This window comes from Deltaproteobacteria bacterium, from assembly GCA_016178705.1.
Taxonomy (GTDB): Bacteria; Desulfobacterota; Binatia; order HRBIN30; family JACQVA1; genus JACOST01.
In genome coordinates, this window is record JACOST010000028.1 from 271987 (window position 1) to 297536 (window position 25550).

Consider the following 25550-nt stretch of genomic DNA (forward strand, 5'->3'; position numbering starts at 1 on the left):
GAGATGATGCGTCTGACTCTCTCGACCCAACACGCAACCGACGTCCGCACTGACCTACTCGTGATCGCGACGACGCGTGCGCGCCTCGCACGCGACCTCGCGGTCTTCGCCCCGCCGCTCAAGCGCTTGCTCCGAGAGGCCGTCGCCCGCGCCGAGTTCACGGGGGCGGACGGCACCACTCTGTTCTTCCAGACTCAGCGCGCGTTGACACCGCATGCCATCGTCCTCGTCGGCGCCGATCCAGCCGCCGCTCCTCGAACGTGGCTGCAACTCGGCACCATCGCCGTGGAGCAGGCACGCCAGCACAAGGCGCGATCGGTAGCGATCAGCTTCGGATCTGGGTTGGAGAGCCCCGACGCGATCAGCACTACGGCCGAAGGCGCACTGCTGAGCGCCTACCGCTTCGATCGATTCAAATCGCGGCCGGCCAAGGATACGGGCCCTACACGCATCGCGATCCTCGTCGCGCGGACCGATACCCCCACTCGCGCCGTGCTGCGACGCGCCGAGTTGTTCGCCGCGGCAACGAACTACGCTCGCGATCTCATCGTGACACCGGCGGCGGAGATCACGCCGATTCGTTTGGCGCAGGAAGCCAGTGAGTTGGCGCGGCGCCATCACCTGCGGGTTCGGATTTTCGACGAGCGGGCGCTGAAGCGGATGGAGATGGGCGCGATTCTCGGCGTCGCCCAAGGCAGCGCCCAGCCACCGCGGTTGATTGAGCTCATCTACAAACCGCGCGCGCGCGCCACGAAACGAGTCGCCATCGTCGGCAAGGGGATCACGTTTGACAGCGGTGGTCTCTCGCTGAAGAACCCCGACGCGATGCAAGGCCAGAAGCGCGACATGGCCGGCGGCGCCGTGATCTTGGGCGTGATGAGCGTGATCGCCCAACTCGCCCCCGCCATCGAGGTCCGCGGCTACGTGGCCAGCGCCGAGAACATGCCCAGCGGGCGCGCTATGCGGCCCGGGGATGTCGTGCGCGCATTCAACGGCAAGACCATCGAAGTGCTCAACACCGATGCTGAAGGACGGCTCGTGCTCGCCGACGCGTTGGCGTACGCCGCCAAAGCGAAGCCCGACCTGATGATCGATCTGGCGACGCTGACTGCGGCGGTCGGCGCCGCGCTCGGCCGCCGCTACGCCGGCATCATGAGCACCGACGCCACACTTGCCGCGGCGTTGATTCAGGCCGGGAAGCGGGCAGGTGAGAACCTATGGGAGTTGCCGCTCGTCGACGACTATCGCGCCGACATCAACAGCCGCGTTGCCGACATCAAAAACACCGGGGAGGGCTCAGCCGGCACGATCATCGGTGGATTGTTTCTGCGCGAGTTCGTCGCCAACGTGCCGTGGGCGCACATCGACTTCTCCAGTACGGTGATCACCGACAAGGCCTTGCCCGCGCACCCGATCGGCGCCACCGGCTTCGGCGTGCGCACGCTGCTGCAGTACATCACCAACCTGTAGTCGCGTCGTCGTCCCAGGCGCCGGCGTCTCCTCCCGCCCCTTGACACGCTGAGACTCGCTCTTACATTCGCGAGCGACTAACGGAGTACGGGCGCCGAATAGTTTCGGCCCTCGCGAGGCCCGCGGACTCCAGACGAACAGTTAGACGAGGAGGTTCATCATGGCATTGTTTCGCCTAGCGTCGGACTTCGATCCGACCAACGCACTGCTCACGCTGCAACGTGAGTTGGAGCGCGCATTCGGCAATTCGCGCGGTCTCGATCTCGGGGTTTCTGGCCGCGGCGTCTTTCCGCCAGTGAACGTTTTCAGCGATCGTGAGGGCTACATCATCCGCCTGGAAGTTCCGGGAGTATCGCCGGAGCAGATCAGCATCGAAACGCAGGGTCGTACACTCACCGTGAAGGGCAAGCGCGAGTTCACGCCGCCGAGTGATGGCAGCTTTCACCGCCACGAACGCGGTGCGGGCGAGTTCTCGCGCTCGTTGCAACTGCCGCTCGACCTTGACCTGAGCCGCGCCGAAGCCTCGTGCAAGCACGGTTTGCTGACCGTTCGCATTCCGAAGCGCGAAGACGTTAAGCCGCGCCAGATTACGGTACAGGCCGCCTAGCACCGCAGACCACGGAGGTACTACACGATGACACCCCAGGAACTCAGCGTCCGCGACAAGCAGGAGACCGCCCGCGAAGAACACACACGCGCCGGGCGTACCTATCTTCCGGACGTCGACATCTACGAAACCACCGATGCGTTGTGGCTGTGGGCCGACATGCCCGGCGTCGAGTCCGCTATTGACGTGCATCTCGCTGACGGCATGCTCTCGATCTCGGGACGGGTCTCGGTCAAAGAGTACGCCGAACTGGCGCCGGTCTACACCGAGTACAACGTCGGCAACTACGTGCGCCGTTTCACGGTGTCCGACGCCATCGACAGCGACCAGATCACGGCCAAACTGAACAACGGCGTGCTCGAACTGAAACTCCCCAAGGCCGAGCGCGTCAAGCCGCGCCGCATCGCGGTGGCAACGGCCTGAGTTTCCGAGCGCAACTCAGGCGCGAGCGGCGGTGACGTCCTCGATCGTCTTCGGAATCGCCGCGGACAAAACCTCGTGACCGCTTTCGGTCACCAGCACATCGTCTTCAATGCGCACCCCGATGCCGGCCCAACGTGGGTCGGCATCGCGCGCTTGGTGGCCGACATAGATGCCGGGCTCGACCGTCAACACCATCCCGGGTTCGAGCACGCGCGACTCGCCGTTGATCTTGTACTTGCCGACATCGTGGACATCGAGGCCCAGCCAATGACTGGTGCGGTGCATGTAGAGCGGTTTGTATAATTCCTTCTCGATGATCTCGGTCGGGCTGCCGCACAACAGGCCGAGCCCCACCAAACCATCCACGAGGACACCCAGTGCCGCATGATGGACCTCTTCGAAGCGGATTCCCGGACGAATCGCCTCGATGGCCCGCAGTTGTGCGCGCAAGACCAGTTCGTAGATCTCGCGTTGCCGATCGGTGAAGTCCGTCTCGACCGGATACGTGCGGGTGATGTCGGCGCAGTAGCCGTCAAACTCGGCGCCGGCGTCGATCAACAACAGATCGCCGGCCTGCATCATGCGGTCGTTGGTCACGTAGTGCAGAATCGTCGCGTTGCTGCCGGAGGCGACGATCGACGGATACGCCGGACCCCATCCGCCCTGGTGGCGAAAGGTGTAGTCGAGCAACGCTTCGATCTCGTATTCGTGCACGCCGGGGCGTACGGCCCGCATGGCCGCAGTGTGCGCTTCGGCGGCGATCGCGATCGCACGGCGCATCGCGGCGAGTTCGGCGGGGTCTTTGAACAGCCGCATCTCGTGGAGAATCTCGCTCGGGTCAATCACCGTTGTCGGGCCCCGACCGCTGCGTGGCCGTTGCGTTTGCCACTGTTGCAGCCAACTCAGGAGGCGCTGCGTAAACGCGGAGTGACGCCCCATCTGGCAGTACAAACGCTCGCGCTCGCCGACGTAGGCGAGAATCTTTTCGTCGAGCTTGTCGACCGTGTACGCGATGTCAGCGCCGTAGCGTTCCGTCGCCCCTTCGACGCCGGCGCGCAATCCCGTCCAGGTCTCGCGATCTGGATCGCGCGGTTGTACGAACAAGACGAACTCCTCGCTCTGCGGTTGTCCGGGCAGCAGCACGCAGACCGCCTCCGGTTCGAGAAACCCGGTGAGGTAGTAGAAGTCGTTGTCCTGCCGGTAGCGATACTCGACGTCGTTCGAGCGCAGGGCCACCGGCGCGGCGGGAAAGACGGCCGCGGCATCCGGGCCGATGGCGTCCATCACCGCTCGACGGCGGCGCGCCGCGGTGTCGCGATCGAACGGCATGAGGAGTCAACTTGCCGGACGGGCGAGCAGCGATCGGATCAGATCGATGGGCACTGGTACCACCACGGTGTGGTTGCGTTCGGTGCCGATCTGCCCGAGTGCTTGCAACAGGCGGAGCTGAATCGCCACCGGCTCCTTTTCCATCAAGGCCGCGGCTTCTCCCAAGCGCTCTGCGGCCTGTAATTCACCCTCGGCGTTGATGACCTTGGAGCGGCGCAGGCGCTCGGCCTCGGCTTGGCGCGCCATCGCGCGCTGCATCTCGACGGGCAAATCGATCTGCTTCACTTCCACCGATACCACTTTCACGCCCCACGGCTCGGTGTGCATGTCGATGATCTCTTGCAGCTTGGCGTTGAACTTGTCGCGCTCGGCGAGCAACTCATCGAGATGCGCTTGGCCGCAGACGCTGCGCAGTGTGGTCTGCGCGATCTGCGACGTGGCGTACATGAAGTTCTGCACCTCGACTACCGCGCGGCCGGCATCGACGACGCGGAAGTAGAGTACCGCGCTCACCTTCACTGACACGTTGTCGCGTGTAATCACGTCTTGCGACGGCACGTCGAGCGTGACCGTGCGCAGATCCAACCGAAAGAGTTGCTCGATGAACGGGATGACGTAGATGATGCCCGGCCCTCGTACCGGGGCCAGCCGCCCGAGCCGGAACACCACGCCGCGCTCGTACTCGCTGAGCACCTTGATGCCCGCGACGAGAGCGACGAGGACGATCACCAGCACGGTACCAATCGGCCCGACGAACATGATGGCACCCTAGCAGACGGTCAGAGCCGGCCGCAACGTGCGCGCCTATGCTGGTCGATTCGCGGAACCGGCCCCGCGCAACCGGTTCTGCGATCACCGGGCGGCTGTGCTACGCTTGATTTGTGGCGACTCCGAATCCACTCCGTTGGCGCCGCGCCGCCAATTCGGCCGCCTTCACCACCTCGCTCGTGGTGGTGTTGGCGCTCGGGTACCTCGCGCTCACTCGTGTGCTCGAACAACGCAAACCAATCGCGGCTACCGCCGGCGTGGAAACCGATGCCGCACCTGCGGTCGAGTTCGACCGCTTTAGCGCGCGACAAGAGCGCAGCGAGGGCGGCGAGCGGCTGAGTGTGTCGTTGCGCGTGCGCGCCACCGCGCCCGAGCCGTTGCGCGGGTATGTGTTCCTGGTCGCGCGCAACGACCACGTCACGCCGCATCTGTGGGCCATCTGGCCGCCGCAAGCGAAAGGTTTGGCAATCACAGCCGGTGGCCACTTCCACGCCGGCAATCCGTCTTCAGGCGAGGCGCTCTCGCTCAGTGATCGTTGGGAACGCATCAACGCCATCCTCCCGCACGAGCCGGGGCAGCCACCGTTCGATACCGTCACCATCTATGTCGTCAGCCCGCAGGGTCAGGTGTTGCTCAGTCGGCCGTTCGGAATCTGAGCTGCGCCAACGCCCCCACCGTTGAGAGGTCTGGCATGAAGAACGAGAAATCATTCACGTTACGCTTTTCGCTCGAAGCGGAGATTCCGCCCGAACTGCTGGAAGACGACGACTTCGAAGACGATCACTGGCTCGCCCAGTGGGAGGCGCACATCAAGCCCGGTCTTATCCGTGCCGTCTTCAGCCACCTGCGCTCATTCGAGGGTTGGGCAGCCCACGTTCGCAGCCGCGGCGTGGCATCGACCGATGAAGTCGAGGTGGTGGTGACGCATACCTTCGCGCCGCCGCCGAAGCCCGCGCTGCAGTAGAGAAAGCGTGTAGCGCTTCTAAAGGACGCTCAACAACTCACGCAGCACATGCTCGGCGCGGAAGAAGCGTTCCGCAATGTCGCGCGCCGCATGGCTCTCCTGCACCAAGTCGATACCACTCGTGTGCACCGCGTCGACCGCCTCGTCGGTCGACCGCACGCTGAACAGTCCCTTGCCGGTCGGGAAGATGCGATCAAACCCCGTGTCCTGCGTGATCACCGGACGCCCGGCGGCGAGGTAACACGCGCTGCGATCGGAGAACCAGCCAGTCGCCAACCGCACGTTGAGGTCCTTCGCCACGGTGAACTCGCCCCGCGATGCGCAGATGAAGTCGTGATAGCGCTCGGCATCAGCCGACAGCGCGATCGGATCGATGACCTCCCAGCCGTTCTGCTGCAACGCGCGGAGATCGTTGGGCAGCTTGGCGATGTCCATCGCTACGCGGAAGCGTGCGCCGGTGCGGTGCGGTAGCGCCAGGAACTTCATCCACTCGACGCGCTTGCGCCAGGAGTAGGTCTCGCCCTCGAAGTGGATCTCGCGACGGTTCTCGTCCCAGCGCCCGACGGTGGTGAACGCCGCCGGCGTGTCGGCCGCCAGCGGCGACCAGAGATCGAGAACGATCGGTTGGCGCGTCGGATGCCAGGTGAATCCCGCCGTTGGTACACGACAACCGGGTCGCCCGATGTTTTCGCCGAGGGTGAACAGCGCGTCATGCTCGTCGAGCAACTCCAGCAGTGCGCGATCCCCACTCGCGGCGCGGATTTGCGTGTAGGCGGGATCGAAGTCGATGAAGACCAGTTGCTGCCCCGGTTTGGACGGCAGGCGGTTCACCCCCGCGAGGTTGATGACGACGCGCGCTTCTGCCAGCAACGCATCGCGCGCATCGCGACCCAGCCCTGCGATGCGGTCGCGCGCGATGTCGCGGAATGTCCAGCGACCGCCGAAGCCGTAGCGGGCAAAAAATTCTTCGGCGAACGCGATGCCACTGGCGGGATCGTCCGTGTCACTATTGGTGCGCGGATCGTAGCATCCGGGGAATGACGAGGTGTCTTCGACGAAGTAGGGATCGAAGCCGAGCTGCCGCAGTCCGACCATGTAGTGCAAGATCTGCCAGGCGTAGCCGCCCAGCGGACAGCGGATGAGAAACCCCGAGACGATGATCTTGTCAGCGCTCACAAGCCAGCCAACTCCAACAAATGCGGCAAGACGATGCGTGCATCGAAACACGTGCGCGCCAGCGCGCACGCGGCCTGCGCATGCGCCGCATAGTCTAAGTCCACCGCGGTGATGGCGGCGGCCGCACTTGCTGCATCGTCGAACGCGAGCAATCCCCGCCCGACGGGTACGTATCGGCTGAATCCGGTGTCTTGCAGAATCACTGGTCGCCCCGCCGCCAAGTAGCAGGCGCTGCGATCGCTGAACCATCCGCTACGACCGGCCACGTAGCCGTGCTTGGCGGCGGTGAACTCGCCGCGCGAGCGCCAGATGAAATCGCGGTAACTGTCCGGCGTGGCCGCATGCACCTGCGGATCGCTCAACCGCCAGCCGTGTTGCGCCAGCACGGCGCGATCGGCTTCGTCGGGATGAATCGCCAGGCAGATCTCCAGCGGCGTGTTCACGCGCCGCGGCACGTCAATCACGCGGGTGAACTCTTGCGCCTTCTGGCCGTACCAGACTCCATTCCATTCGACCGCGCCGTAGCCACGCCAATCGGCGACGGTTGTGTACGCATCGCCCGGTGGCGTTGTCGTATCCCATTCCTCGATCACCACCGGCGGCACGATGGTCTGCCACGCGACGCCGCAGGTCGGCAACGGGCAATCTGGTTGTCCGAAGTTCAAACCGACCGTAACGTAACAATCGTGCCCGCGCAGGTTCATGTCGACGTGGTACTGCTCCTGCCAGATCTGGGTGAAGCCGGGATCCATATCGAGGTAGAGCCGTCGACGCGCCGCCGCCAGAATCTCGCGCTCATGGAAGCGGCCGGACATGTTGATGAACAGATCGCAGTCGCGTGCAAGCTGGTGCACTTCGCCGCGCGAGAGGCCCACGTGCGAATCGCTCTGCTCGTCGAGCAGCGCCATCGTGCCGTCGAGTGCGAAACGCCGCGACAACGCCGCGAACGTCTTCGCGTTGACACTGTGATCGAACGTCGTCGGCTGCCACTGCGCGTCCCAGCAGGATTTCGCTTCGAGATGTTCAACATAAAATGTCTCGATGCCCAAGGCGCGAAAGCCGAGCAGGTATTGCAGAAACGCCCACGCGTTGCCGGCACCACCGATCGGATGATGCCCGATGGCGCCTGCGATTATGATCCGTCTGGGAGTCATCCAAGTCCGGCATTCGCCAGCAGCCGCGTCAGCACCCGATCGGAAACGAACTCCTGCTCTGCCAACGCGCGCGCGGCGTTGCAGTGCTTCCGGTAATCGGCATTGATCGTGGCGAGCGCCGCGACGGCTTCATCCATCGTCGAGAACGCGAACAGTCCGGCGCCGGTTGGATAGATCGCGCTGAAGCCGGTGTCTTGCACCACCGCCGGCTTGCCGAGCGCGAGATACGCCGCGGTGCGCGTGCTGAACCAACCGCTGCGCGATGCGACGTAGGCATTCTTCGCGACGCTCCATTCGCCGCGCGAGTGCGCGAGGTAGTCGCGATACGCGGCCATCGTGCCCGACTTGGCCCGCGGATCGACCACGCGCCAACCGCGTCGGCGGAGATCATCAACCGGCGCGTCGCCCGCAACCGCGACTTCGATCACCGCCGGCGTGTGTTGGGGAAGATCGAGGAACTTGCGAAACTCGACGTCCTTGCCGCCGTACGTCACGCCATCGATCGCGGGCAGCGTCACGTCGGTCTTCCACGACATCACCGTGGTGAACGCCTCGGCGGCCGCATCGAAACGCACCGGCCAATGATCGAGCACGATCGGTTGGCGCGTCGTCTGCCAGATCAGACCACAGTCCGGAATGCGGCACGATGGCCTCGCGATGTTTTCCGCAAACGTGAAGAAGCAGTCGTGCGCGCGGATCAAGCCGACCGAGTACACGACATCCTCGCTCGCCGTGCCGCGTTCGACGGCCATGAGCTTGGCCTGGCTGTAACACGGATCGCTGTCGAGGTACGCCGTGCGGCGGGCGCCGCGATAGGCCTCGCGCAGCCAACAGGCGCCGGACACATTCAAAAGCAAATCGGCATCCTGACAGAAGCGCGCGACCGCCGCCTCCGAAGCGCCATGATACACACCGTCCGGACTCCGCACCGACCACCGATCGCCGAGATCCACGCCGGCGTAGCGCATCGCGTCAAGCAAGTAGTTGACGTTGTACGTCACGTCATCGGTGAACGTCTGCGCACGCGGATCGTAGAACCAGTTGCCGGTGTCTTCGAGATAGAAAACCTCGTGCCCGAGCCGGGCGAAGCCGGCGACGTAGGCGATGTAATCCCAACTCACGCCGCCGAGCGGATAGGTCGCAATCAGACCGGTGACGACGATCTTCATACACGATGGATTGAAAACGGCGTCGTCATCCGATCATCATCCGACCCGCGCGGGCGTGGGCTCCTCTTCGATCCCGAATTGCTGGGCGTAGAGTCCATAGAACGCTCCGCGCTGCGCTACGAGTTCAGCGAAGGTGCCACGCTCGATGATCTCGCCGTCGCGCAGCACCAAGATCACGTCGGCGCGCCGGACGGTGCTGAGGCGATGGGCGATCACGAACGTGGTGCGACCGGACATCAGCGCGTCAAAGCCGTGCATGATAGCTGCTTCGGTGCCGGCGTCGACGGAGGAGGTTGGTTCGTCGAGAATGAGGATCGGCGTGTCGCGGAGCAGCGCGCGCGCAATCGTCAGACGCTGCCGCTCGCCCTCGGAGAGCGTGACGCCTGCTTCACCGATCACGGTCTCGTAGCCGGCCGGCAGGCGTTGAATGAACTCATGCGCCTGCGCCCGGCGCGCGGCGCCTTCGATCTCCGCGTCGCTCGCGCCCGGCACGCTGTAGGCGATGTTGTCGCGAATGCTGACCGGAAACACCATCGGTGGCTGGAGGACCATGCTGATGCGGTTGCGCAACGACGTCAGGCGCAGCTCGCGCACATCAATGCCGTCAATCGTTACTGCGCCACCGATCGCGTCGTAAAAGCGCGGGATCAAGCTCACCAACGTGCTCTTGCCGGCGCCCGTCGGGCCAACGATCGCGATCACCTGGCCCGGCTTCGCCGTGAAACTCACCTCGGACAGCGCTTTGCGCTCTGGCCGATACGAGAATTCGACTCGATTGAATTGCACTTCGGCGCCGTGGCCGCGCGCCGCCGGCAACTCCCGCGTCCCGTCCGGTACCTGCGACGGGGTATCGAGCAACTCGAAGACGCGCACCACGCCGGCGCGCGCACCTTGCACCAGTCCATAGGTTTGAATGATCGAGTTGAGCGGCCCATAGAGCGAAGCCAGGTAGCTGACGAACACGACCATATCGCCGACGCGCAACGTGCCGGCCATGACGTGGTGCGCGGCCACCCACACCACCGCCGCCGTCCCACCGGCGAGCACGACGTTGGTAAACGCGCCGTACGCGGTCTGAAACGTGTAGAGCTTGAGGCTGCTGCGCAAGCTGGCACTGCTGTGGGCGACGAACGCGCGGTGCTCATCGGCTTCGCGCGAGAAAGCTTGCACGACTTTGATCGCGCCCATGCTGCGCTGGACGTGCTGATAGACTTCGCTCTCGCGCTCGCGCGCCTGCACCGCGATCGTGGTCATGCGCCGGTTTAACCCGGCGATCGCCAGCACCAACAGCGGGCAAATGCCGAGCGCGATCAATGTGAGATACCAATCCAAGCGGATCATCACGGCGAACATGCCACCGAGCAGCACCACGGCCGAGAGAATCGGAAAGATGCCGTTCATCGCCAGCGTCTGGATGGCGTAGGTATCGGCGGTGACGCGATAGATGAGATCGCCGACCGACGCATTGGTGTGGAACGCCAGCGACAACCGCTGCAGGTGTCCGTAAAGTTGGCTGCGCAGATCGTTCACCATCGCTTGGCCGATCGAGATGGTGGTGTAGTTGTTGGCCACACTCACCGCTCCCAGTAGCAGATAGATTGCAATGATTCCGAGGACCGCCCCGACTAGCAGCGCGTACGGCGTCATCGACTGCAGCGGCTCCCACGACAGCGGCGTGGCCGTCAACACATTATCGATGACGATCTTGAGCGGCCACGGCTTGAGCATCTCCAGTCCCGCCAGCGCAAACACCTGCAGCACCGCGAACAGGAAGCGCAGTCGGTACGGCCAGACATAGCGGAGGACTTTAGGCAGTAGCGTCATCCGGAATCCGCCCGCCCCGTTGCCGGGAGCGGGAACCAAATGAGGAACCCCACACGCTCGTCGCTTACTTCCCCACGACCGGTTCGAGCACTGGACTCAGCCCGATCGATTTCGCGACGATCTCCTGAGCGTGGTACATCACGCGGCCCAGACGTAAACACTCGTAGATCACCACGCCCAGATTGATGGCGCCGAGCAGCCCCGCCACCTCCGCGATCTCCGGTGCGCGCAGGAACAGCCCGAGCGACAGGACCGCGCCGCAAGCGAGCAGCGACATCTTGGCGAGGAACGAGAGACGAATGCCGCAGCGGGCGCGGAAGAAACGCTTGGCGCCGCCGTGATTCTCGACCGCGAGCTTGAGATCCGCGGTCGTCCAGACGCCGCGATACACTTCGATATCCCAGTCGTTCCACCCCTGATCGATGGCGACCAAGTGCTTGCGCACGACCAGGAACTCCATCAAGGCCCCGAGCAGGTGTTCCTTCTCGCGCCCGTCTTCCGACCAGTACGATAGGAAGAAGCGTCGTGCCGCCCACTGCACTTTCGGTTTCTGCGACGGCGTCTCGAGGCTGATCCGTTCGACCGGCCGCATGCCTTGCAACCGCCACAGATACCGCTGCGCACTGCGCACGAGGGGCCCGAGATAGACCAGCGCCGTAATCAGCAGCCGCGAACGGAACAGATCGTAGCGCGGCTCCAGCCGCGCGCGCCACGCGGTCGCCACCGCCCACACCACTGAGATCAGCAACGGTGCCGAGGCCAGGAACAGGTAGCGCCCGGCGAGCAACGATCCCAGCAGCAGCACCAGCCCGACGACGTTCCACTCGAGCGTGAACGGGATGTACGACAGCAACGACGACGGCGCTTCGTACAGGGTTTGGAACAGGCCGCGACCAAACACGCCATGGTAAATCACTGGGCGGCGCGAGAACAACGCACCGGTGAAGTCTCCGTAGATGCGCCCAAGCCACTGCGATTGCCCGAGCAGGTTGAAGCGATACGGATGCTTGAAGTACAGTAGCGCTTCGGCTTTGCCGTAGCCCATCTGCTGCTTGAGATACGCGCGGATGGTGTTGCGGCGGAAGTGCCACACCATCGCCGCCGGACTGAAGCCGATCGGGTGTCCGAGGTTTTGCAACCGCCAACACAGATCGACGTCGTCCCCGGCCGCGCGATACACCGGATCGAAGCCGTCGACGGCTTGCAGCGCGCTGCGCCGGAAGGCCATGTTGCAGCCCGGAATGTGCTCCGCCACTTCGTCATTGAGCAGTACATGCGTCGGCCCGCCGGGCGACGCTGCCACACACGCCGGAATCAACGCGTCTTCGGGCGGCGGCAGATTCGGTCCGCCGACGGACACGAAGCCACCGTACTCGAACTTGTACGCCAGGTAGGTCAGCCAATCGGGATCGACCACGCAATCGGAGTCGGTGTAGGCGATGATGTCGCCGAGCGCGGCCTCGGCGCCGACGTTGCGCGCCACGCTGAGGCCCTTGTTGGGTTGCGAAATGATCCGCGCCTCGGGATAGCGTTCTGCGATTGCCCGCGTCGAATCGGTCGAACCATCATCGACGACGACGATTTCGTAGTTCGGGTACCGGAGTTCGCGCAACGACCGCATGCAGGCATCCATCGTCGTCTCGGCGTTATACGCGCAGATCACCACTGAGAACCTGGGTGGATTCGGCAGCGGCGGCGGCAGTTGCCCGGCGTAGATCTTCTGCACCGAGTGATACGACGGTTTCTTGTGGCGGGCGCGATCGACCAGTCCGAACGCCCAGTCTTCGACCTGAAAGCCGCCGGTGAACCAATCGTCGGTCCACGCAAACACGACCGCGCCGGCGACGCCGCTCTCGAAGGCGGCGCGCACTTGCCACGACAGGATCTCGGCCTGCTCCGCATCGCCTTCGCGGATCGAGTCGATGCCGAACTCGGTCAACACCAGCGGTTTGTCTTTGGCGAGATTCTGCAGCCGCGAGACGTAGCTGCGGAAATCGTGCTCGCGATGCAAGTAGACATTGAACGAGATGAAGTCGAGGAAATCGAGATCGAGATATTCCGTCGGCGGGAAGTTGGCGTAGCTGACCAGCGTCTCCGGCGTGATGTTCTTGGCCAGGTCAAACAGTTCGTGCATGAACTCGCGAGTACGTTCGGGGCCGTGCCAGCGAACGATGTCGGACGGGATCTCGTTGCCGATCAGCATGGCGAAGAGCGCGGGATGGCCGTGCAGTGCCTTCACCGCGTTCTCGACGCTGGTGCGGATCTCTGCCGCGACGCCGGGCTCGTCGAGGAAGGCCACGTGTTCGGTCCACGGGATGCCGGTGAGGACGACGAGGTCGTTGTCACCCGCGAGATCGAGCAGCCACTCGGGGGGCGGGGTGAAGGTGCGGAAGCAGTTCACGCCGGCATCGCGCATGAGCGCGAAGTCGCGCAGGACCATATCGCGTTCGGGAAATTGCGTTCCATGCGCTGCGGGGGCGAATGGTCCATACGACACGCCGCGGAGGAAGCATTTTTCTTCCCCGCGGAAGAGGAACTTGCCCTTCGCCTGCGGTCGGCGGCCAATGTCCTCTTGGGCAATGCGCCGGTCGAGTGCGACCGCGGCAGCGCTGGCTGGGGGCATGGTCTGAATCAACTCCGGATGAGCATCGGGGTTGCGGTTAGTCCCGCGCAGCGGAAAGGATCGGGCACCCCATCGTTTGGATCGTCGAAACCGGCGCCGTCATAGCATGGCGTGCCCGCGCCAAGCTAGGTCTGGCTGGGCAACCGCCGGGCGCCCCGTTTGAGCGCGAACCTGCACGCGAAGTTCGGCGATCCGCGACGCGCTCGTTTCCCGCGTTGGTGAAAGCGAGGTTACCTTGACTGAAGTAACACGCCGTGTTAGATGCGCCGCTCCCGTTCAGGGAGAAGTCTCAACGCTACCCGCCGGGGAGGCGAGAGAGTTTGTACCATGGAAAAGGATGACACGATTCTGAACAGCAAAGAGGTCGCTCAGATCCTCGATATGAGTCCGGACACCGTGAACGAGTTTGCCCGCAAGAGCATCTTGCCGGCATTCAAAACCGGGCGGCAGTGGCGCTTTCGCCGCCGCGACATCGCGTCGTTCAAGCGCCAACTGCGCGGGGCAACGGCCGCGTGATCGCGCGGGTTGCTCGCGCCTAACCGATTGAGGTTCTGATGCCCTCGTTCGAACAGACTCAAGCCCACGAAAGCAAGATCTACTCCGAATTTTCCCACCTCTACGACCGGATCTTTACGCGCGTGTTCTTTCCGCGGATCAGTCGGGTCATTCGCGCGCTGGACATCCCGCCGGGGGCCCGCGTCCTGGAAGTCGGTGTGGGCACCGGGCTCTCGTTTCCGGCCTATCCGCCGCACTGCCATGTGACCGGCATCGACCTGGCGCCCGAGATGCTCGAACAGGCGCAAGAGAAGATCAATCGTAACGCGTGGCGCCACATCAACGTGATGCCGATGGATGCGCTCGATCTCAAGTTCGCCGAGGATACCTTCGACTACGTGATGGCCTTCCACGTGGTGAGCGTCGTCCCCGATCAGCGCCGGCTCATGAACGAGGTCCAGCGCGTCTGCCGTCCACACGGATCGGTGGTCGTGATCAATCACTTCCGCAGCCCACAGCCCATGCTGGCGGCGCTCGATCGCTCGATCGAGCCCATCACCCGCCGCCTGGGCTGGCGCACGCTCAATCAAGGCGAGGTGTTCGAGGGCTTGCCGCTGCGGATCCGCCGGCAATACAAGACCTCGCAGCGCTCCCTGTTCACCATCGTCGTGGCCGAGAACCAAAAGTAGCCCGCCCCCTCTCAAACCTGGCCGTTCGGCCAGTCGTGGACCGCGCCAGTTACTGAATTGTGGCTGACCGGCGCATAGGTTATACTCCGTCATCGTTGCGGATCGGAAGGTACAGACTCCTATGACAGTAAAGCGGCGACTCGGTGTAGTCGCAACCGTGATCGTGGTGACCGCGGCCCTCCTCCTGGGCGGCCGAATGGTGAGCCGCGTCTCAGCCGTGGCGAAGGATGCCTACGAGAACATCGAGGCCTTCACCAACGTGCTGGCACTGGTACAAAAGAACTACGTTGATGAAGTCACAACCAAGCAACTCATCGACGGCGCGATCACCGGCATGCTCAGCGCCCTGGATCCGCACAGCGCCTACTTGCCTCCCGAACAGTACAAAGAATTGCAGGTCGATACCCGCGGTAGCTTCGGCGGCCTCGGCATCGAGATCACGGTGAAAAACGGCTTGCTCACCGTGGTGTCGCCCATCGAGGATACCCCAGCTTTCCGCGCCGGCGTCAAACCGGGCGATCAGATCATCAAGATCGAGGACGATTTCACCAAGGACATGACCTTGGTCGACGCCGTCAAGCGCATGCGTGGTCCGAAGGGCACCAAGATTCATCTCACGCTGCGTCGCGAGGGGGCGGCCGAGTTGATCGATCTCACGCTGGAACGCGAGGTCATCAAAATCCAGAGCGTAAAATTCCACATGCTGGAAAAGGGCTACGGCTATATCCGCCTCACACAGTTCCAAGAGCACTCGGACGAAGATCTCGAGAAGGCGTTGAAGAGTTTGGAGAAGGAGAGCGGAGGGCATCTGTCCGGCCTGGTACTCGACCTGCGCAACAATCCGGGCGGGCTGCTCACGCAAGCGGTCCGCGTGTCGGATACCTTCTTGGATTCCGGCTTGGTGGTCTATACGGACGGGCGGCTGGAGAGTCAGAAGCAAAAGTACTTCGCTCACCGCCAAGGCAGCCATACCGAATTTCCGATGATCGTGCTGGTCAACGGTGGCACCGCCAGCGCCTCCGAGATCGTCGCCGGTGCGCTGCAAGATCACAAACGCGCGCTGGTGCTCGGTGAGCAGACCTTTGGTAAGGGATCGGTGCAGACGATCCTGCCGATCGACGACAACGCCGCGTTGCGCCTCACCACTGCGCGTTACTTCACGCCGAATGGCCGGTCGATCCAAGCGATGGGCATTACGCCCGACGTGGTCATGGAGAGTGTCGTGACCGCGAAGGCCGAAGCTGAGCACAACGTGCCCTCGCTGCGCGAGGAAAACTTACCGCGGCACCTCGAATCGCCCAGCGGTGGCACCAAGATCAAGGAAGAGAAGCCGCACGACGGCGCCCCGCCGCAAGGCGGCGACGGCAACATTCCGAGCAGCAGTGGCCCTCCGCTCGATCCCGAAGCCGCGAAGGATCCGCAACTCCACCGCGCGCTGGAACTGCTCAAGAGTTGGAACGTGTTCAAAACCGTGGTGGCGCAGAGCCAGCCCTAAGCGGCCGCGCGCGATCATGCCTAGCCTGACCCGGCGGAGCCCTTTCGTACGAAAGGGCTCCGCATTGTCTGTAGCCTGATGGCGCGTGATCGCGCCCGCGCCCGGGGAGGTGGCCTGGGCTGGTTCCGGAGCCTGATATTCTCGGCGGTCTTCGGCGTGCTGCTGTTCGTGATCGCGCAGGAAATACGCTCCGGCCACGGTCCGATCCTGCCCGCGGCGCCGCACGTCGATTGCAGTGGGCGCTTGGCCGACCTCACCACTCAGATCAACGAAGCGACCGCGTTGCTAGCGCAGAGCGGGCTACCTCTGCTGGCGCCGATCGAGGAGAAGCAAGGGGCAGAACGCTTGCGCTACATTCACCGGCGCTACGAGGTTAGCGTCCCGCCGACGATCACCGCCGATGAGATCCGCCGGCGACTGGCGCCACTCGGCGAACACGATCCGTGCGTCGTGGTTGACGTTACGACGGACGGCGGCGGTGCGCATGTGCAGGTGGGCATCGATGAGGTTCTCACGCACACGCTGCTGATGCGATGGGCGACGCCGACGCCGGTGCGCATGCAGATCGCCATCGTGATTGACGACCTTGGCAACGATTTGCGCAGCGCGCGCGAGTTTGCCGGCCTCGATGCGCCGTTAGCGTTTGCGATCGCGCCATTTCGTTCCTTCTCGAAGGAGGTCGCTGAAGTTGCGCACACGTTCAACCGCGAAGTCTTGCTCCGCTTACCGACTGACGACGGTGGTGACGCGACGGATGAACGAGTGCTCCGTGCCGTGGCCGCGCGCGCGGCGATTGAGGATGTACTCACGCAAGCCCTCGCCGCGGTCCCCTACGTGATCGGGACCTCGGTGGCGGCGGACGCGCCGATCACGCGCGATCGCCAGCGCATGCGCTGGTTGTTGAGTTGGCTCAATGGACACCAGTTGTTCCTCGTCGACTACGCCACGCAAAGTACCGCCACCGAATTGGCCGCCGGCATTGGTATCGCGGTGGGGTCTAGCACCGTAGTGCTTGACGACGTACCCACGGAAGCCGCCATGCACGACCAACTCGCGGCGTTGTTGCAGCAAGCGCGCGAGCGCGGCAGCGCCATCGGTGTAGGTCACCCGCAGCCGATGACCGCAACGGCGTTGAAGGCCGTGCTGCCGGAGTGGCGCGCGGCCGGTGTCGAACTGCTGCCGATCTCGACGCTGATCCAAGCCGGAACCTTGGCGTCGAAGTAGGCCTCTGTTACAGTCCGCGCATGCCATCACTTGAGCCGTTGGCAGCACCAGTGTTGACCGTGAGTCAGCTCACCTCGCGCGTGCGCGAGGTGTTGGATGGCGCGCTCGCGGATTGCCGCGTGGTTGGTGAGATCTCGAATTTTCGGGTGCCGCCGTCGGGTCATTGCTACTTCATTCTGAAGGATCGCCGCAGCCAGATCGCGGCGGTGATGTTTCGCTCCGCCAGCCAGACGCTCACGTTTCGCCCGCAAGACGGCATGGAAGTCGTGGTGCGCGGGCGCATCGGCCTCTACGAAGCCCGCGGCGATCTGCAGCTCTACGTCGACTGGATGGAGCCGCGTGGCCAAGGGGCACAGCAACTGGCGCTTGAACAACTCAAGCAGCGACTGGCGGCCGAAGGACTGTTCGCCCCCGAACGCAAACGAGCGCTGCCGATTTATCCGAGGGCTGTGGGCATCGCCACGGCGGCGACCGGAGCGGCGGTGCACGATCTCCTGCGCGTCTTGCGCGATCGCTGGCCATCGCAACGAGTGATTCTGCGGCCCGTGCGTGTGCAGGGTGCGGGCGCCGCCGCTGATATCGTGGCCGCGATTCAGGAGCTGAACGAAGTTCCGTCGATCGATGTCATCATCGTTGGCCGCGGCGGTGGATCGGTTGAAGACCTGTGGGCCTTCAATGAGGAACACTTGGCCCGCGCGATTGCCGGCTCGCGCATTCCGGTTGTCTCGGCGGTTGGCCACGAGGTCGATGTGACCGTCGCCGATTTGGTTGCCGATTGCCGCGCGGCGACGCCCACCGCAGCGGCGGCGCTGGTGGTACCGGATCATTGCCAGGTGGCGGTTGATGTCGACGACGCGACGCGCGCACTGGTGAGTGCCCTACGCCGGCGCGTGCAACGGGAGCGCGAACGCGTCGCCGGCTTACAGCGGCACATCCGTGAACCGCGCCAAGTGCTGGCATCGCTCCGGTTGCGGGTCGATGAGTTGGGCGAGCGCAGTCAGCGCGCGTTGGCGGCGACGCTGCGCCTCGCACGCCAGCAGCTGCGCGGGAGCGCGGAACAACTGCACGCGCTCAGCCCGCTCGCGGTGTTGCAGCGCGGCTACAGCATCACGCGACGCCAAGACGACGGCAGCGTGGTGCGCGATGCGGCGATTGTTCCGGCCGGCACTTCCGTGCGGCTCGCCTTCGCGCGGGGCTGGGCGCTGGCGCGCGTGTCAGAGAGTGGTGAATCGTAATGGCGAATGACACCGACACCCGACGCTTCGAGGACGCGATGCACGAGTTGGAGACGCTCGTGGCGCGCTTGGAATCCGGCGACCTCGCACTCGAAGACGCGCTCGCCGCCTTCGAGCAAGGCATCGGCCTAGTCCGCTTGCTCAACGAGAAGCTCAACCACGCCGAACAGCGCGTCGAGATCCTCACCCGCGACGCGGAGGGCGCGATCCGGTTGCAGATCGTTGACAAGCTCAAGGATGACGGATCGTGAACCTGGAAAGCTATCTGGCGCGCCGCCGCCGGCAGATCAATCGCCAACTGACGCGCTACCTGCCAGTCAAAGCCAAGCACACCCCGACACTGATCAAGGCCATGCGCCACAGTCTGCTGGCGGGCGGCAAGCGTTTGCGACCGATCTTGGCGCTTGCGGCGGCAGAGGCGGTCGGCGGCGCGCCGCGCGACTTGCTGCCGTTCGTGTGTGCGCTCGAGATGGTCCACACCTACTCGCTCGTGCACGACGATCTGCCGTCGATGGACGACGACGATCTGCGCCGCGGCCAGCCGACGTGTCACGTCGTGTATGGCGAGGCCGTCGCGATTCTCGCCGGCGATGCGTTGCTCACCGAAGCCTTTCGTGTGATGGTGGCTGCGGCGCAAACCAACGGCCTCAACAAAGCCCGCGCGCTGCAAGTGATCCACGAGATCGCCGAAGCGGCCGGAGCGCGCGGCATGGTGAGCGGGCAGGTGGCCGACATCGAGGCCGAGCACGCCGAGCCGAGTCTTGCGTTGGTCGAGTTCATTCACGTCCGCAAAACCGGTGCGCTGCTGCTCGCCTCCGTGCGCACCGGTGCGCTGCTGTCTGGGGCTAACGCCAGCACACTGCGCCACCTCACGCGCTACGGCGAGTGTCTGGGGCTCGCCTTTCAAATCGCCGATGACATCCTCGATGCCGAGGGCACGACGAGTGTCACGGGCAAGCGGGCCGGGCGCGATCGGGTGCTCAGCAAGGTGACGTTCCCCGCCGTGATGGGCATCGCAGCGGCGAAGGCGCGCGCGCGCGATTTGCTGGCGCAAGCGCTCGACGAGTTGCAGAGCTTCGACCAACGCGCCGAGCCCATGCGTGCGATCGCGCGCTACGTGGTCACGCGTGCCGGCGCGTAGTCGTCCCGCGAGCCATCCCGGTCGCGCGCGTCTCGACACGCTGCTGGTCGAGCGCGGCCTCGCCCCCACGCGCGAACGCGCGCGCCGGTTGGTGATGGCTCGGCAGGTGTTCGTCGACAACCAGCCGGTGGACAAGCCGGGCAGTTTGGTCAAACGAACCGCGGCGGTGGAAGTACGCGGCAGTGATATCGCGTACGTCAGTCGCGGCGGGGTGAAACTCGCGGCGGCGTTGGAAGCCTGGCCGATTCCCGTCCGCGACTGCGTTGCCCTCGATGCCGGCGCGTCGACGGGTGGTTGGACGGATTGTCTGCTGCAGCACGGCGCGCGGCGTGTCTACGCCGTCGATGTCGGCTACGGCCAATTCGCGTGGACGTTGCGCAATGATCCGCGTGTCACGCTCTACGAGCGCGCCAACATTCGCAGCTTCGCTGCTCACTTCGACGAGCCGCCTATGGTGGTGGTTGCCGACGTGTCTTTCATTTCGCTGCGCCTGGTGTTGCCGAAGTTGATCGAGCTGGCGGCGCCGGCCGCGACGTTCGTCCTATTGGTGAAGCCGCAGTTTGAAGTCGGCAAAGGGCTCGTCGGCAAAGGCGGCGTCGTGCGCGATCCGGCGCTGCATCGCTCCGCCATCGATGCCGTGCGTGCGCGCGCGGAAGAACTCGACCTCACCTGCCGCGGTGAGATGGAGTCGCCGATCCAAGGACCGGCCGGCAACCGAGAATTTCTGCTGTGGCTGGAGAAGGGCGCGAGCCTAGTTTAACGCCAGCGCGTCGGTGCGGGCGATGAGGTCACGTAGCCGCAGAGCGTGGGCTTCCTCCAACCGGCAGAGGCGGTCAAACAATGCGGCGGTTTGCGGCACGGTCTCCGCGAAATGCACGGCTTCTTCGCGCAGCCGACGCATGGCGCTGCGATGAGCCTCGAGATCCTGCACCAAGCGTTCCCAATGGTTCAAACTTCCAACTGGCGGAACAGGCTCGGTGCGCGGGACCTCGGCGCCGAGCGCTGCGAGTGCCTCCGCCAAGCGCTTGGCCTCGGAGTCATCTTCGTCGGCCAAGCGGGAGAGTTCCTGTTGGCTGAGTTGATTCGGCGCCGCTTCGGCGTGGACACGCATCAGCGCCGCACGCTCGCACAGGCCGGCATGGGCCTTCTGCAGCTCCGGAATCGCCTCGTGGGTAACAGTGTACTGCTCACCCGACACCAATCGCCCCAATGCGTCACGCCAGCTCATACGGGCGCGCAAGCTACTCAGCGCCGGCATGAGAGTCAACTGAAGGATTCGCGACAGATTGAGGAGGATTTGCTTTGCGGGGTGAATTCGCTACACTCCCGCGCGCTACCCAAAGGAGCGTCACAGAATGGCTCGCATCACTGTCGAAGATTGTCTGGAGAAGATTCCCAACCGGTTCGAGCTGGTTCTGCTCAGTGCGCGCCGCGCGAAGCAGTTGCTCAAGGGCGCGCGTCCGCTGGTCGAGACCGACAACAAAGAAGTGGTGACCGCCTTGCGAGAAGTGGCGGCTGAGAAGGTGTTGATGCGTTACCCGGAGGAAGAGGAATAACCGACGGCGTGACGCCGACTGCCGCCACCGGAGCTGGCACGGGCTCCGGGTTTGGCTCGATCGTTCCCTCACACTGTGTCCGCTGCTGATTCGCCCACCGACCTCTACGCACTTCTCGGCGTCGCGCGCTCTGCGTCGGCGGCGGAGATCAAGAAGGCTTATCGCAAGCTCGCGCGCAAGTTCCATCCTGATGTGAATCCCGGCAACAAGGACGCCGAGGAACGTTTCAAACACATCTCGCACGCGCACGACGTGCTCTCCGATCCGGAGAAGCGCAAACTCTACGACGAATTCGGTACCGCCGGATTGCAGGCCGGCTTCGATCCTGCGCAGGCTCGCGAGGCAACCTCGTGGCACCGCGGCGGACCGTTTGACCCCGGCGAGTTTGCCGGCGGGCGCGGCTTCGAACGCTACAGCAGCGTCGACGACGTCTTCGGCGATATCTTTGGCGGTGTCCGCTCCAGCGGTCCGCAACGTGGCGAAGATATCGAGTCGGAGATTCCGATCGCGCTGCTCGACGCCGTGCGCGGGTCGAGCACGACCATCAGTCTCGAACGCAACGAGGCCTGCGGCCCGTGCCACGGGTCTGGTCAACTACGCGGACCGGCGGCGATCACGTGCCCGGAATGCGGCGGCAAGGGCAGGGTGCGGATCGCGCAAGGCCCGATCGCGTTCATGCGCACGTGTCCGCGCTGCGCGGGCGCAGGCGCCATCGGGCTCACGCCGTGTCCGACCTGTAGCGGCAGCGGTCAGACCCGCCGCCGCGAACGGCTCGCGGTCCGCATTCCTGCCGGAGTCGACACCGGTTCACGCGTGCGCGTGGCGGGCAAAGGCCAAGCCGGAGTCGCCGGTGGCGCGGCCGGCGATCTCTACCTCGTGGTCCGCGTGCAACCGCATCCGCTGCTGGATCGCCGCGGCAACGATCTGTATCTCGACGTGCCGGTCACGGTCGGCGAAGCGACGCTCGGCGCGACCATCACCGTGCCGGAACCCGATGGCGAGGTGCGCGTCAAGGTGCCTGCCGGCAGCCAGAGCGGCCGTTTGCTACGCGTGCGCGGCCACGGTGCGCCGCTGCTCGGCAGCAAGGACACGCGTGGTGATCTGTATCTGCGCTTGATGGTGCAGGTCCCCAGCGACGGCACGGCTGAGGGCGTCAAGCACGCCATCGAAACGCTGGAGGCCGCTTACACCGGCGATCTCCGCGCGAGCCTGCGGTTCTGATCATGACGGCGCGTTATGTGAAGCTCATCGAGGTGATCGAACAGCTCGGCGTCGATCGCGATTGGCTGCGCACGCTCGAGATCGAAGAGTTCATTCATCCGAAGCGGAGCCTCGACGACGACGAGGTCCTCTCGATCGAAGACGTCGAGCGCATTCGCGTCGTCCGCCTGCTCACTGAAGAGATGGACATCAATCTCGCCGGCGCCGAAGTGATCCTGCATATGCGCGAGACGATGCGGGCGATGCAGACGCAGTTCGACGAGATCCTCGCCACTTTGGTCGCGGAGCTGCGCGAGCGGTTGAGGAAGTGAGAAGTCGGAGTCGGAAGTCAGAAGTCAAGAATTCAGCTGCCCGCTTGCCCCGTTGTGCTAAAGTCGTTACCGTTTTGTCCGCTGCCAATGGCAAACGCGCACCGAGATACTGACGAGCCGCTGGACGAGACCACGGCGACATCGGACGACACGCCCGACGAGACACCAGAACTGACCGGTGATCTCGGCGCAGAGCCCGAGGCCGGCGCTGACTTGGTTGCCGGAGTCGTCGAAGTCGCCGACGTTGGCGAGGAGGACGCGTCCGACTCATCGAGTGCGGTCACCACTTACGATCCGCTGCAGCGCTATCTCGCCGAAATCCGCCGCTACCCGTTGCTGTCGCGCGAGGAGGAACACCGCATCGCGGTCGAATACCTGCAGACCGGCGACCTGCAGGCCGCCTATCGCTTGGTGACGGCGAATCTCCGTCTGGTGGTGATGATCGCCCGCCAGTATCAGCGCGCCTTTCGCCAGCTCATCGACCTCATCCAAGAGGGCAACATCGGGTTGATGGAAGCGGTGAAGAAGTACGACCCCTACCGCGGCATTCGTTTCCCATCGTACGCGGCGTGGTGGATTCGCGCCTACGTCATCCGCTACCTGATGAACAACTGGCGGTTGGTGAAGCTCGGAACGACACAAGCGCAGCGCAAGTTGTTCTTCAATCTGCAGAAGGAGAAGCAACGCCTCGAAGCCGAGGGTATCTTTCCCGGCCCCAAGTTGATCGCGCAACGGCTCGACGTGAAGGAACACGAGGTCGTCGAAATGGAACAGCGCATGGCCTCGCGCGATTTGTCGGTCGATTCACCGATGAATAGCGACAGCGATGCGACTATGCTCGACCTCTTGTCGAGCCACGAGGCGACCACCGAAGATCGACTCGCCAACGCCGAGTATCAAGAACGCTTGCGCATCAAGATCGCCGAGTTCGGGGCGACGTTGAAGGGCAAAGACAAGGTGATCTTCGATGCCCGGCTGATGGCTGAGGAGCCCCTGACGCTGCAAGAGATTGGGAAGCAGTACAAGATCAGCCGCGAACGCGTGCGCCAGCTCGAAGCCCGCCTCAAGAAAAAACTGAAAGCGCATCTGCAATCCGAATTCGAAGATCTGCGTGATTCGACGGTTGAGATCGGCTGAACCGCCGGGCCGGTTGTCGCGGAGAATGTGTGAAGGAACTGAGAGTCGAGCACGCTATGCGGGCCGATAGCCCTCAGCGCTCGCTGCGCGTCGCTATCATTGGCGCGGGGATGGCGGGCATCTTGAGCGCGATCAAACTCGACGAGGCCGGCTACCACGACTACGCGGTCTACGAGAAGGCCGATCGCCTCGGTGGCACTTGGCGAGAGAACACCTATCCCGGCATCGCGTGCGACGTCCCCTCGCATCTCTACAGTTATTCGTTCGCACCCAACCCCGACTGGAGTTACCGCTACTCGCCCGGTGCGGAGATCCAGACCTACCTTGAAGGCGTCGCACGCCAGTACGGCGTGGACCAGCGCATTCGTTTCGGCGCAGAGATTGCTCGCTGCGAGTTCAGCGGAGGCCGCTGGCAGATCGAGACCACGAGCGGCCTCCGCGACCAGGCCGACATCGTCATTGCGGCGACCGGCGTCCTCCATCATCCGAACGTTCCCGACATCGACGGACTCGATGACTTCGCGGGCACGCGCTTCCACAGCGCGCGCTGGGACCACAGCACACCGGTCGATGGCCGCCGCATCGGCGTCATCGGCACCGGCTCGACGGGCGTGCAGATCGTCGCGGCGCTCGTCGAGCGCGTCGCCAAGCTCACGCTCTTCCAACGAACGGCCCAGTGGATCGCGCCGCAGGAGAACCCGCCCTACAGCAGCGCGGAGCAGGCCGAGTTCCGTCGCCAGCCGGAGATCATGCGCACGATGCATCACGAGATGTCGCGCATGCTCGCCGAGAATTTTTCGAATGTGGCGGTGGACGCGAGCTCGCCGCAGATGAAGCTGATCGAAGACGTCTGTCGGGCGAACCTCGAGAGTCACGTGCGCGACCCCGAGCTGCGGGAGAAGCTGCGCCCGAACTATCGCGCCGCGTGTAAACGCCTGGTGGTTTCGCCCAATTTCTATGCGGCCATCGAGCAGCCCAACGCCGAGCTTGTCACCGAAGCCATCGAGCGCGTCGAGGTCGACGGCGTGCGTACCCGCGACGGCCGGCTGCATCCGCTCGATGTGTTGGTGCTGGCCACGGGGTTCCGTGTCGATCGCTTCCTGCGCCCGATGGAGGTGATCGGACGGGGCGGCACGCGTCTCGACGACGTCTGGGCGCAGCGGCCGGCTGCCTACCTCTCCATCTCGATTCCGGGCTTCCCGAATCTTTTCATGCTCAATGGCCCCAACGGTCCGGTGGGAAATTTTTCGCTGATCGAGGTCGCCGAACTGCAGATCGCGTACATTCTGCAACTCATCGAGTTGATCCGTGTCGGGCGCTGTCGCGAGATCAGTGCCAGCGCCTCAGCGACGGCGCGGTTCGATGCGGAACGAGTCGAGCAGGCGAAGCGAACCGTCTGGGCCACCGGCTGCCGCAGTTGGTATCTTGACGACCGCGGCATCCCGGCCGTCTGGCCGTGGACCTTCGATCGCTTCCGCGAGGAAATGGCAGCGCCGCAGCTCGATGCCTATGAGCGAGTAGCCGGATGACACCGGTGTC

The 25550-nt window shown here is 64.3% G+C and carries 26 protein-coding genes; 18 read left to right on the top strand and 8 right to left on the bottom strand.

The features are described from left to right. Positions 1-3: 3 nt before the first annotated feature. From HYR72_18250 to HYR72_18260, 3 genes are all read left to right on the top strand, one after another. Positions 4-1470, top strand: a complete 1467-nt coding sequence (locus tag HYR72_18250) for a leucyl aminopeptidase (protein MBI1816924.1) — start codon at positions 4-6, stop codon at positions 1468-1470. A gap of 160 nt (positions 1471-1630) precedes the next feature. Next, positions 1631-2077, top strand: a complete 447-nt coding sequence (locus HYR72_18255) for an Hsp20/alpha crystallin family protein (GenBank protein ID MBI1816925.1) — start codon at positions 1631-1633, stop codon at positions 2075-2077. Between the two features lie 27 nt (positions 2078-2104). Continuing rightward, on the top strand, positions 2105-2500 hold the full coding sequence (locus tag HYR72_18260) for an Hsp20/alpha crystallin family protein (protein MBI1816926.1): 396 nt from the start codon (positions 2105-2107) through the stop codon (positions 2498-2500). Between the two features lie 15 nt (positions 2501-2515). Here HYR72_18260 and HYR72_18265 read toward each other — a convergent pair whose 3' ends face one another. Together HYR72_18265 and HYR72_18270 are read right to left on the bottom strand one after the other, a co-directional pair. Further along, positions 2516-3829: an aminopeptidase P N-terminal domain-containing protein gene (locus HYR72_18265; GenBank protein ID MBI1816927.1), complete on the bottom strand. Its 1314-nt coding sequence runs from the start codon at positions 3827-3829 to the stop codon at positions 2516-2518. Positions 3830-3835: 6 nt separating this feature from the next. Further along, positions 3836-4588 carry a slipin family protein gene (locus tag HYR72_18270; GenBank protein MBI1816928.1) on the bottom strand — a complete coding sequence of 251 codons (753 nt, stop codon included), beginning with the start codon at positions 4586-4588 and terminating at the stop codon, positions 3836-3838. Between the two features lie 122 nt (positions 4589-4710). On the opposite strand from HYR72_18270, the gene HYR72_18275 reads away from it, so the two are divergent. Both HYR72_18275 and HYR72_18280 read left to right on the top strand, forming a co-directional pair. Continuing rightward, the gene (locus tag HYR72_18275) at positions 4711-5253 is read left to right on the top strand and encodes a hypothetical protein (protein ID MBI1816929.1); all 543 of its coding nucleotides are present in this window, start codon (positions 4711-4713) and stop codon (positions 5251-5253) included. Positions 5254-5288: 35 nt separating this feature from the next. Continuing rightward, positions 5289-5561: a hypothetical protein gene (locus HYR72_18280; protein ID MBI1816930.1), complete on the top strand. Its 273-nt coding sequence runs from the start codon at positions 5289-5291 to the stop codon at positions 5559-5561. 18 nt (positions 5562-5579) lie between these two features. On the opposite strand, the gene HYR72_18285 is transcribed toward HYR72_18280, so the two are convergent. The 5 genes from HYR72_18285 to HYR72_18305 form a co-directional block, all read right to left on the bottom strand. Further along, positions 5580-6737, bottom strand: a complete 1158-nt coding sequence (locus HYR72_18285) for a glycosyltransferase family 1 protein (protein ID MBI1816931.1) — start codon at positions 6735-6737, stop codon at positions 5580-5582. Continuing rightward, a complete protein-coding gene (locus tag HYR72_18290) occupies positions 6734-7891 on the bottom strand; it encodes a hypothetical protein (protein MBI1816932.1) in 1158 nt (385 codons plus the stop codon). The genes HYR72_18285 and HYR72_18290 overlap by 4 nt, the downstream gene beginning before the upstream one ends. Next, a complete protein-coding gene (locus tag HYR72_18295) occupies positions 7888-9060 on the bottom strand; it encodes a glycosyltransferase family 1 protein (GenBank protein MBI1816933.1) in 1173 nt (390 codons plus the stop codon). Before HYR72_18295 ends, HYR72_18290 begins: the two co-directional genes overlap by 4 nt. A gap of 36 nt (positions 9061-9096) precedes the next feature. Next, complete coding sequence (locus tag HYR72_18300; protein ID MBI1816934.1) at positions 9097-10884, bottom strand: ABC transporter ATP-binding protein; 1788 nt, start codon at positions 10882-10884, stop codon at positions 9097-9099. 64 nt (positions 10885-10948) lie between these two features. Beyond that, complete coding sequence (locus tag HYR72_18305) at positions 10949-13507, bottom strand: glycosyltransferase (protein ID MBI1816935.1); 2559 nt, start codon at positions 13505-13507, stop codon at positions 10949-10951. 327 nt (positions 13508-13834) lie between these two features. Here HYR72_18305 and HYR72_18310 point away from each other — a divergent pair, with 327 nt between their 5' ends. The 8 genes from HYR72_18310 to HYR72_18345 all read left to right on the top strand — a co-directional run bounded on the left by HYR72_18310 (position 13835) and on the right by HYR72_18345 (position 20546). After that, entirely contained in the window at positions 13835-14023 is a 189-nt protein-coding gene (locus HYR72_18310) for a helix-turn-helix domain-containing protein (GenBank protein MBI1816936.1), read from the top strand. Positions 14024-14061: 38 nt separating this feature from the next. Continuing rightward, entirely contained in the window at positions 14062-14691 is a 630-nt protein-coding gene (locus tag HYR72_18315; protein MBI1816937.1) for a class I SAM-dependent methyltransferase, read from the top strand. A 121-nt stretch (positions 14692-14812) separates the two neighbouring features. Then, complete coding sequence (locus HYR72_18320) at positions 14813-16186, top strand: S41 family peptidase (protein ID MBI1816938.1); 1374 nt, start codon at positions 14813-14815, stop codon at positions 16184-16186. A 78-nt stretch (positions 16187-16264) separates the two neighbouring features. Then, positions 16265-17410 (top strand): divergent polysaccharide deacetylase family protein, encoded by a 1146-nt coding sequence (locus HYR72_18325; protein ID MBI1816939.1) that lies wholly within the window; start codon positions 16265-16267, stop codon positions 17408-17410. A gap of 20 nt (positions 17411-17430) precedes the next feature. After that, complete coding sequence (gene xseA, locus HYR72_18330; GenBank protein MBI1816940.1) at positions 17431-18645, top strand: exodeoxyribonuclease VII large subunit; 1215 nt, start codon at positions 17431-17433, stop codon at positions 18643-18645. Then, complete coding sequence (locus tag HYR72_18335; GenBank protein ID MBI1816941.1) at positions 18645-18896, top strand: exodeoxyribonuclease VII small subunit; 252 nt, start codon at positions 18645-18647, stop codon at positions 18894-18896. The genes xseA and HYR72_18335 overlap by 1 nt, the downstream gene beginning before the upstream one ends. Next, the gene (locus HYR72_18340; protein ID MBI1816942.1) at positions 18893-19786 is read left to right on the top strand and encodes a polyprenyl synthetase family protein; all 894 of its coding nucleotides are present in this window, start codon (positions 18893-18895) and stop codon (positions 19784-19786) included. Before HYR72_18335 ends, HYR72_18340 begins: the two co-directional genes overlap by 4 nt. Then, the gene (locus HYR72_18345) at positions 19773-20546 is read left to right on the top strand and encodes a TlyA family RNA methyltransferase (GenBank protein MBI1816943.1); all 774 of its coding nucleotides are present in this window, start codon (positions 19773-19775) and stop codon (positions 20544-20546) included. The genes HYR72_18340 and HYR72_18345 overlap by 14 nt, the downstream gene beginning before the upstream one ends. Here HYR72_18345 and HYR72_18350 read toward each other — a convergent pair. Next, a complete protein-coding gene (locus tag HYR72_18350) occupies positions 20538-21044 on the bottom strand; it encodes a hypothetical protein (protein ID MBI1816944.1) in 507 nt (168 codons plus the stop codon). The two genes, HYR72_18345 and HYR72_18350, sit on opposite strands and share 9 nt — an antisense overlap. Before the next feature lie 97 nt (positions 21045-21141). Between HYR72_18350 and HYR72_18355 the strand changes: the two genes are divergently transcribed. The 5 genes from HYR72_18355 to HYR72_18375 all read left to right on the top strand — a co-directional run bounded on the left by HYR72_18355 (position 21142) and on the right by HYR72_18375 (position 25540). Next, complete coding sequence (locus HYR72_18355) at positions 21142-21342, top strand: DNA-directed RNA polymerase subunit omega (protein MBI1816945.1); 201 nt, start codon at positions 21142-21144, stop codon at positions 21340-21342. A gap of 75 nt (positions 21343-21417) precedes the next feature. Continuing rightward, complete coding sequence (gene dnaJ, locus HYR72_18360; GenBank protein ID MBI1816946.1) at positions 21418-22563, top strand: molecular chaperone DnaJ; 1146 nt, start codon at positions 21418-21420, stop codon at positions 22561-22563. 2 nt (positions 22564-22565) lie between these two features. Next, positions 22566-22874, top strand: a complete 309-nt coding sequence (locus HYR72_18365) for a hypothetical protein (GenBank protein ID MBI1816947.1) — start codon at positions 22566-22568, stop codon at positions 22872-22874. Positions 22875-22961: 87 nt separating this feature from the next. Next, a complete protein-coding gene (locus tag HYR72_18370; protein ID MBI1816948.1) occupies positions 22962-24011 on the top strand; it encodes an RNA polymerase factor sigma-32 in 1050 nt (349 codons plus the stop codon). Positions 24012-24067: 56 nt separating this feature from the next. Beyond that, positions 24068-25540, top strand: coding sequence for an NAD(P)/FAD-dependent oxidoreductase (locus HYR72_18375; protein MBI1816949.1), 1473 nt, complete (start codon positions 24068-24070; stop codon positions 25538-25540). Positions 25541-25550: the final 10 nt, after the last annotated feature.

Excerpts from the sequence above, each read along its gene's own strand:
- HYR72_18290 (MBI1816932.1), bottom strand. The coding sequence starts at position 7,891 with ATGACTCCCAGACGGATCATAATCGCAGGCGCCATCGGGCATCATCCG.
- HYR72_18300 (MBI1816934.1), bottom strand. The coding sequence starts at position 10,884 with ATGACGCTACTGCCTAAAGTCCTCCGCTATGTCTGGCCGTACCGACTG.
- HYR72_18335 (MBI1816941.1), top strand. The coding sequence starts at position 18,645 with ATGGCGAATGACACCGACACCCGACGCTTCGAGGACGCGATGCACGAG.
- HYR72_18375 (MBI1816949.1), top strand. The coding sequence starts at position 24,068 with ATGCGGGCCGATAGCCCTCAGCGCTCGCTGCGCGTCGCTATCATTGGC.
- HYR72_18325 (MBI1816939.1), top strand. The coding sequence starts at position 16,265 with ATGGCGCGTGATCGCGCCCGCGCCCGGGGAGGTGGCCTGGGCTGGTTC.
- HYR72_18355 (MBI1816945.1), top strand. The coding sequence starts at position 21,142 with ATGGCTCGCATCACTGTCGAAGATTGTCTGGAGAAGATTCCCAACCGG.
- HYR72_18250 (MBI1816924.1), top strand. The coding sequence starts at position 4 with ATGATGCGTCTGACTCTCTCGACCCAACACGCAACCGACGTCCGCACT.
- HYR72_18255 (MBI1816925.1), top strand. The coding sequence starts at position 1,631 with ATGGCATTGTTTCGCCTAGCGTCGGACTTCGATCCGACCAACGCACTG.
- HYR72_18370 (MBI1816948.1), top strand. The coding sequence starts at position 22,962 with ATGGCAAACGCGCACCGAGATACTGACGAGCCGCTGGACGAGACCACG.
- HYR72_18365 (MBI1816947.1), top strand. The coding sequence starts at position 22,566 with ATGACGGCGCGTTATGTGAAGCTCATCGAGGTGATCGAACAGCTCGGC.
- HYR72_18315 (MBI1816937.1), top strand. The coding sequence starts at position 14,062 with ATGCCCTCGTTCGAACAGACTCAAGCCCACGAAAGCAAGATCTACTCC.
- HYR72_18350 (MBI1816944.1), bottom strand. The coding sequence starts at position 21,044 with ATGCCGGCGCTGAGTAGCTTGCGCGCCCGTATGAGCTGGCGTGACGCA.
- HYR72_18280 (MBI1816930.1), top strand. The coding sequence starts at position 5,289 with ATGAAGAACGAGAAATCATTCACGTTACGCTTTTCGCTCGAAGCGGAG.
- HYR72_18295 (MBI1816933.1), bottom strand. The coding sequence starts at position 9,060 with ATGAAGATCGTCGTCACCGGTCTGATTGCGACCTATCCGCTCGGCGGC.
- HYR72_18270 (MBI1816928.1), bottom strand. The coding sequence starts at position 4,588 with ATGTTCGTCGGGCCGATTGGTACCGTGCTGGTGATCGTCCTCGTCGCT.
- HYR72_18310 (MBI1816936.1), top strand. The coding sequence starts at position 13,835 with ATGGAAAAGGATGACACGATTCTGAACAGCAAAGAGGTCGCTCAGATC.
- HYR72_18305 (MBI1816935.1), bottom strand. The coding sequence starts at position 13,507 with ATGCCCCCAGCCAGCGCTGCCGCGGTCGCACTCGACCGGCGCATTGCC.
- HYR72_18265 (MBI1816927.1), bottom strand. The coding sequence starts at position 3,829 with ATGCCGTTCGATCGCGACACCGCGGCGCGCCGCCGTCGAGCGGTGATG.
- HYR72_18260 (MBI1816926.1), top strand. The coding sequence starts at position 2,105 with ATGACACCCCAGGAACTCAGCGTCCGCGACAAGCAGGAGACCGCCCGC.
- xseA (MBI1816940.1), top strand. The coding sequence starts at position 17,431 with ATGCCATCACTTGAGCCGTTGGCAGCACCAGTGTTGACCGTGAGTCAG.
- HYR72_18320 (MBI1816938.1), top strand. The coding sequence starts at position 14,813 with ATGACAGTAAAGCGGCGACTCGGTGTAGTCGCAACCGTGATCGTGGTG.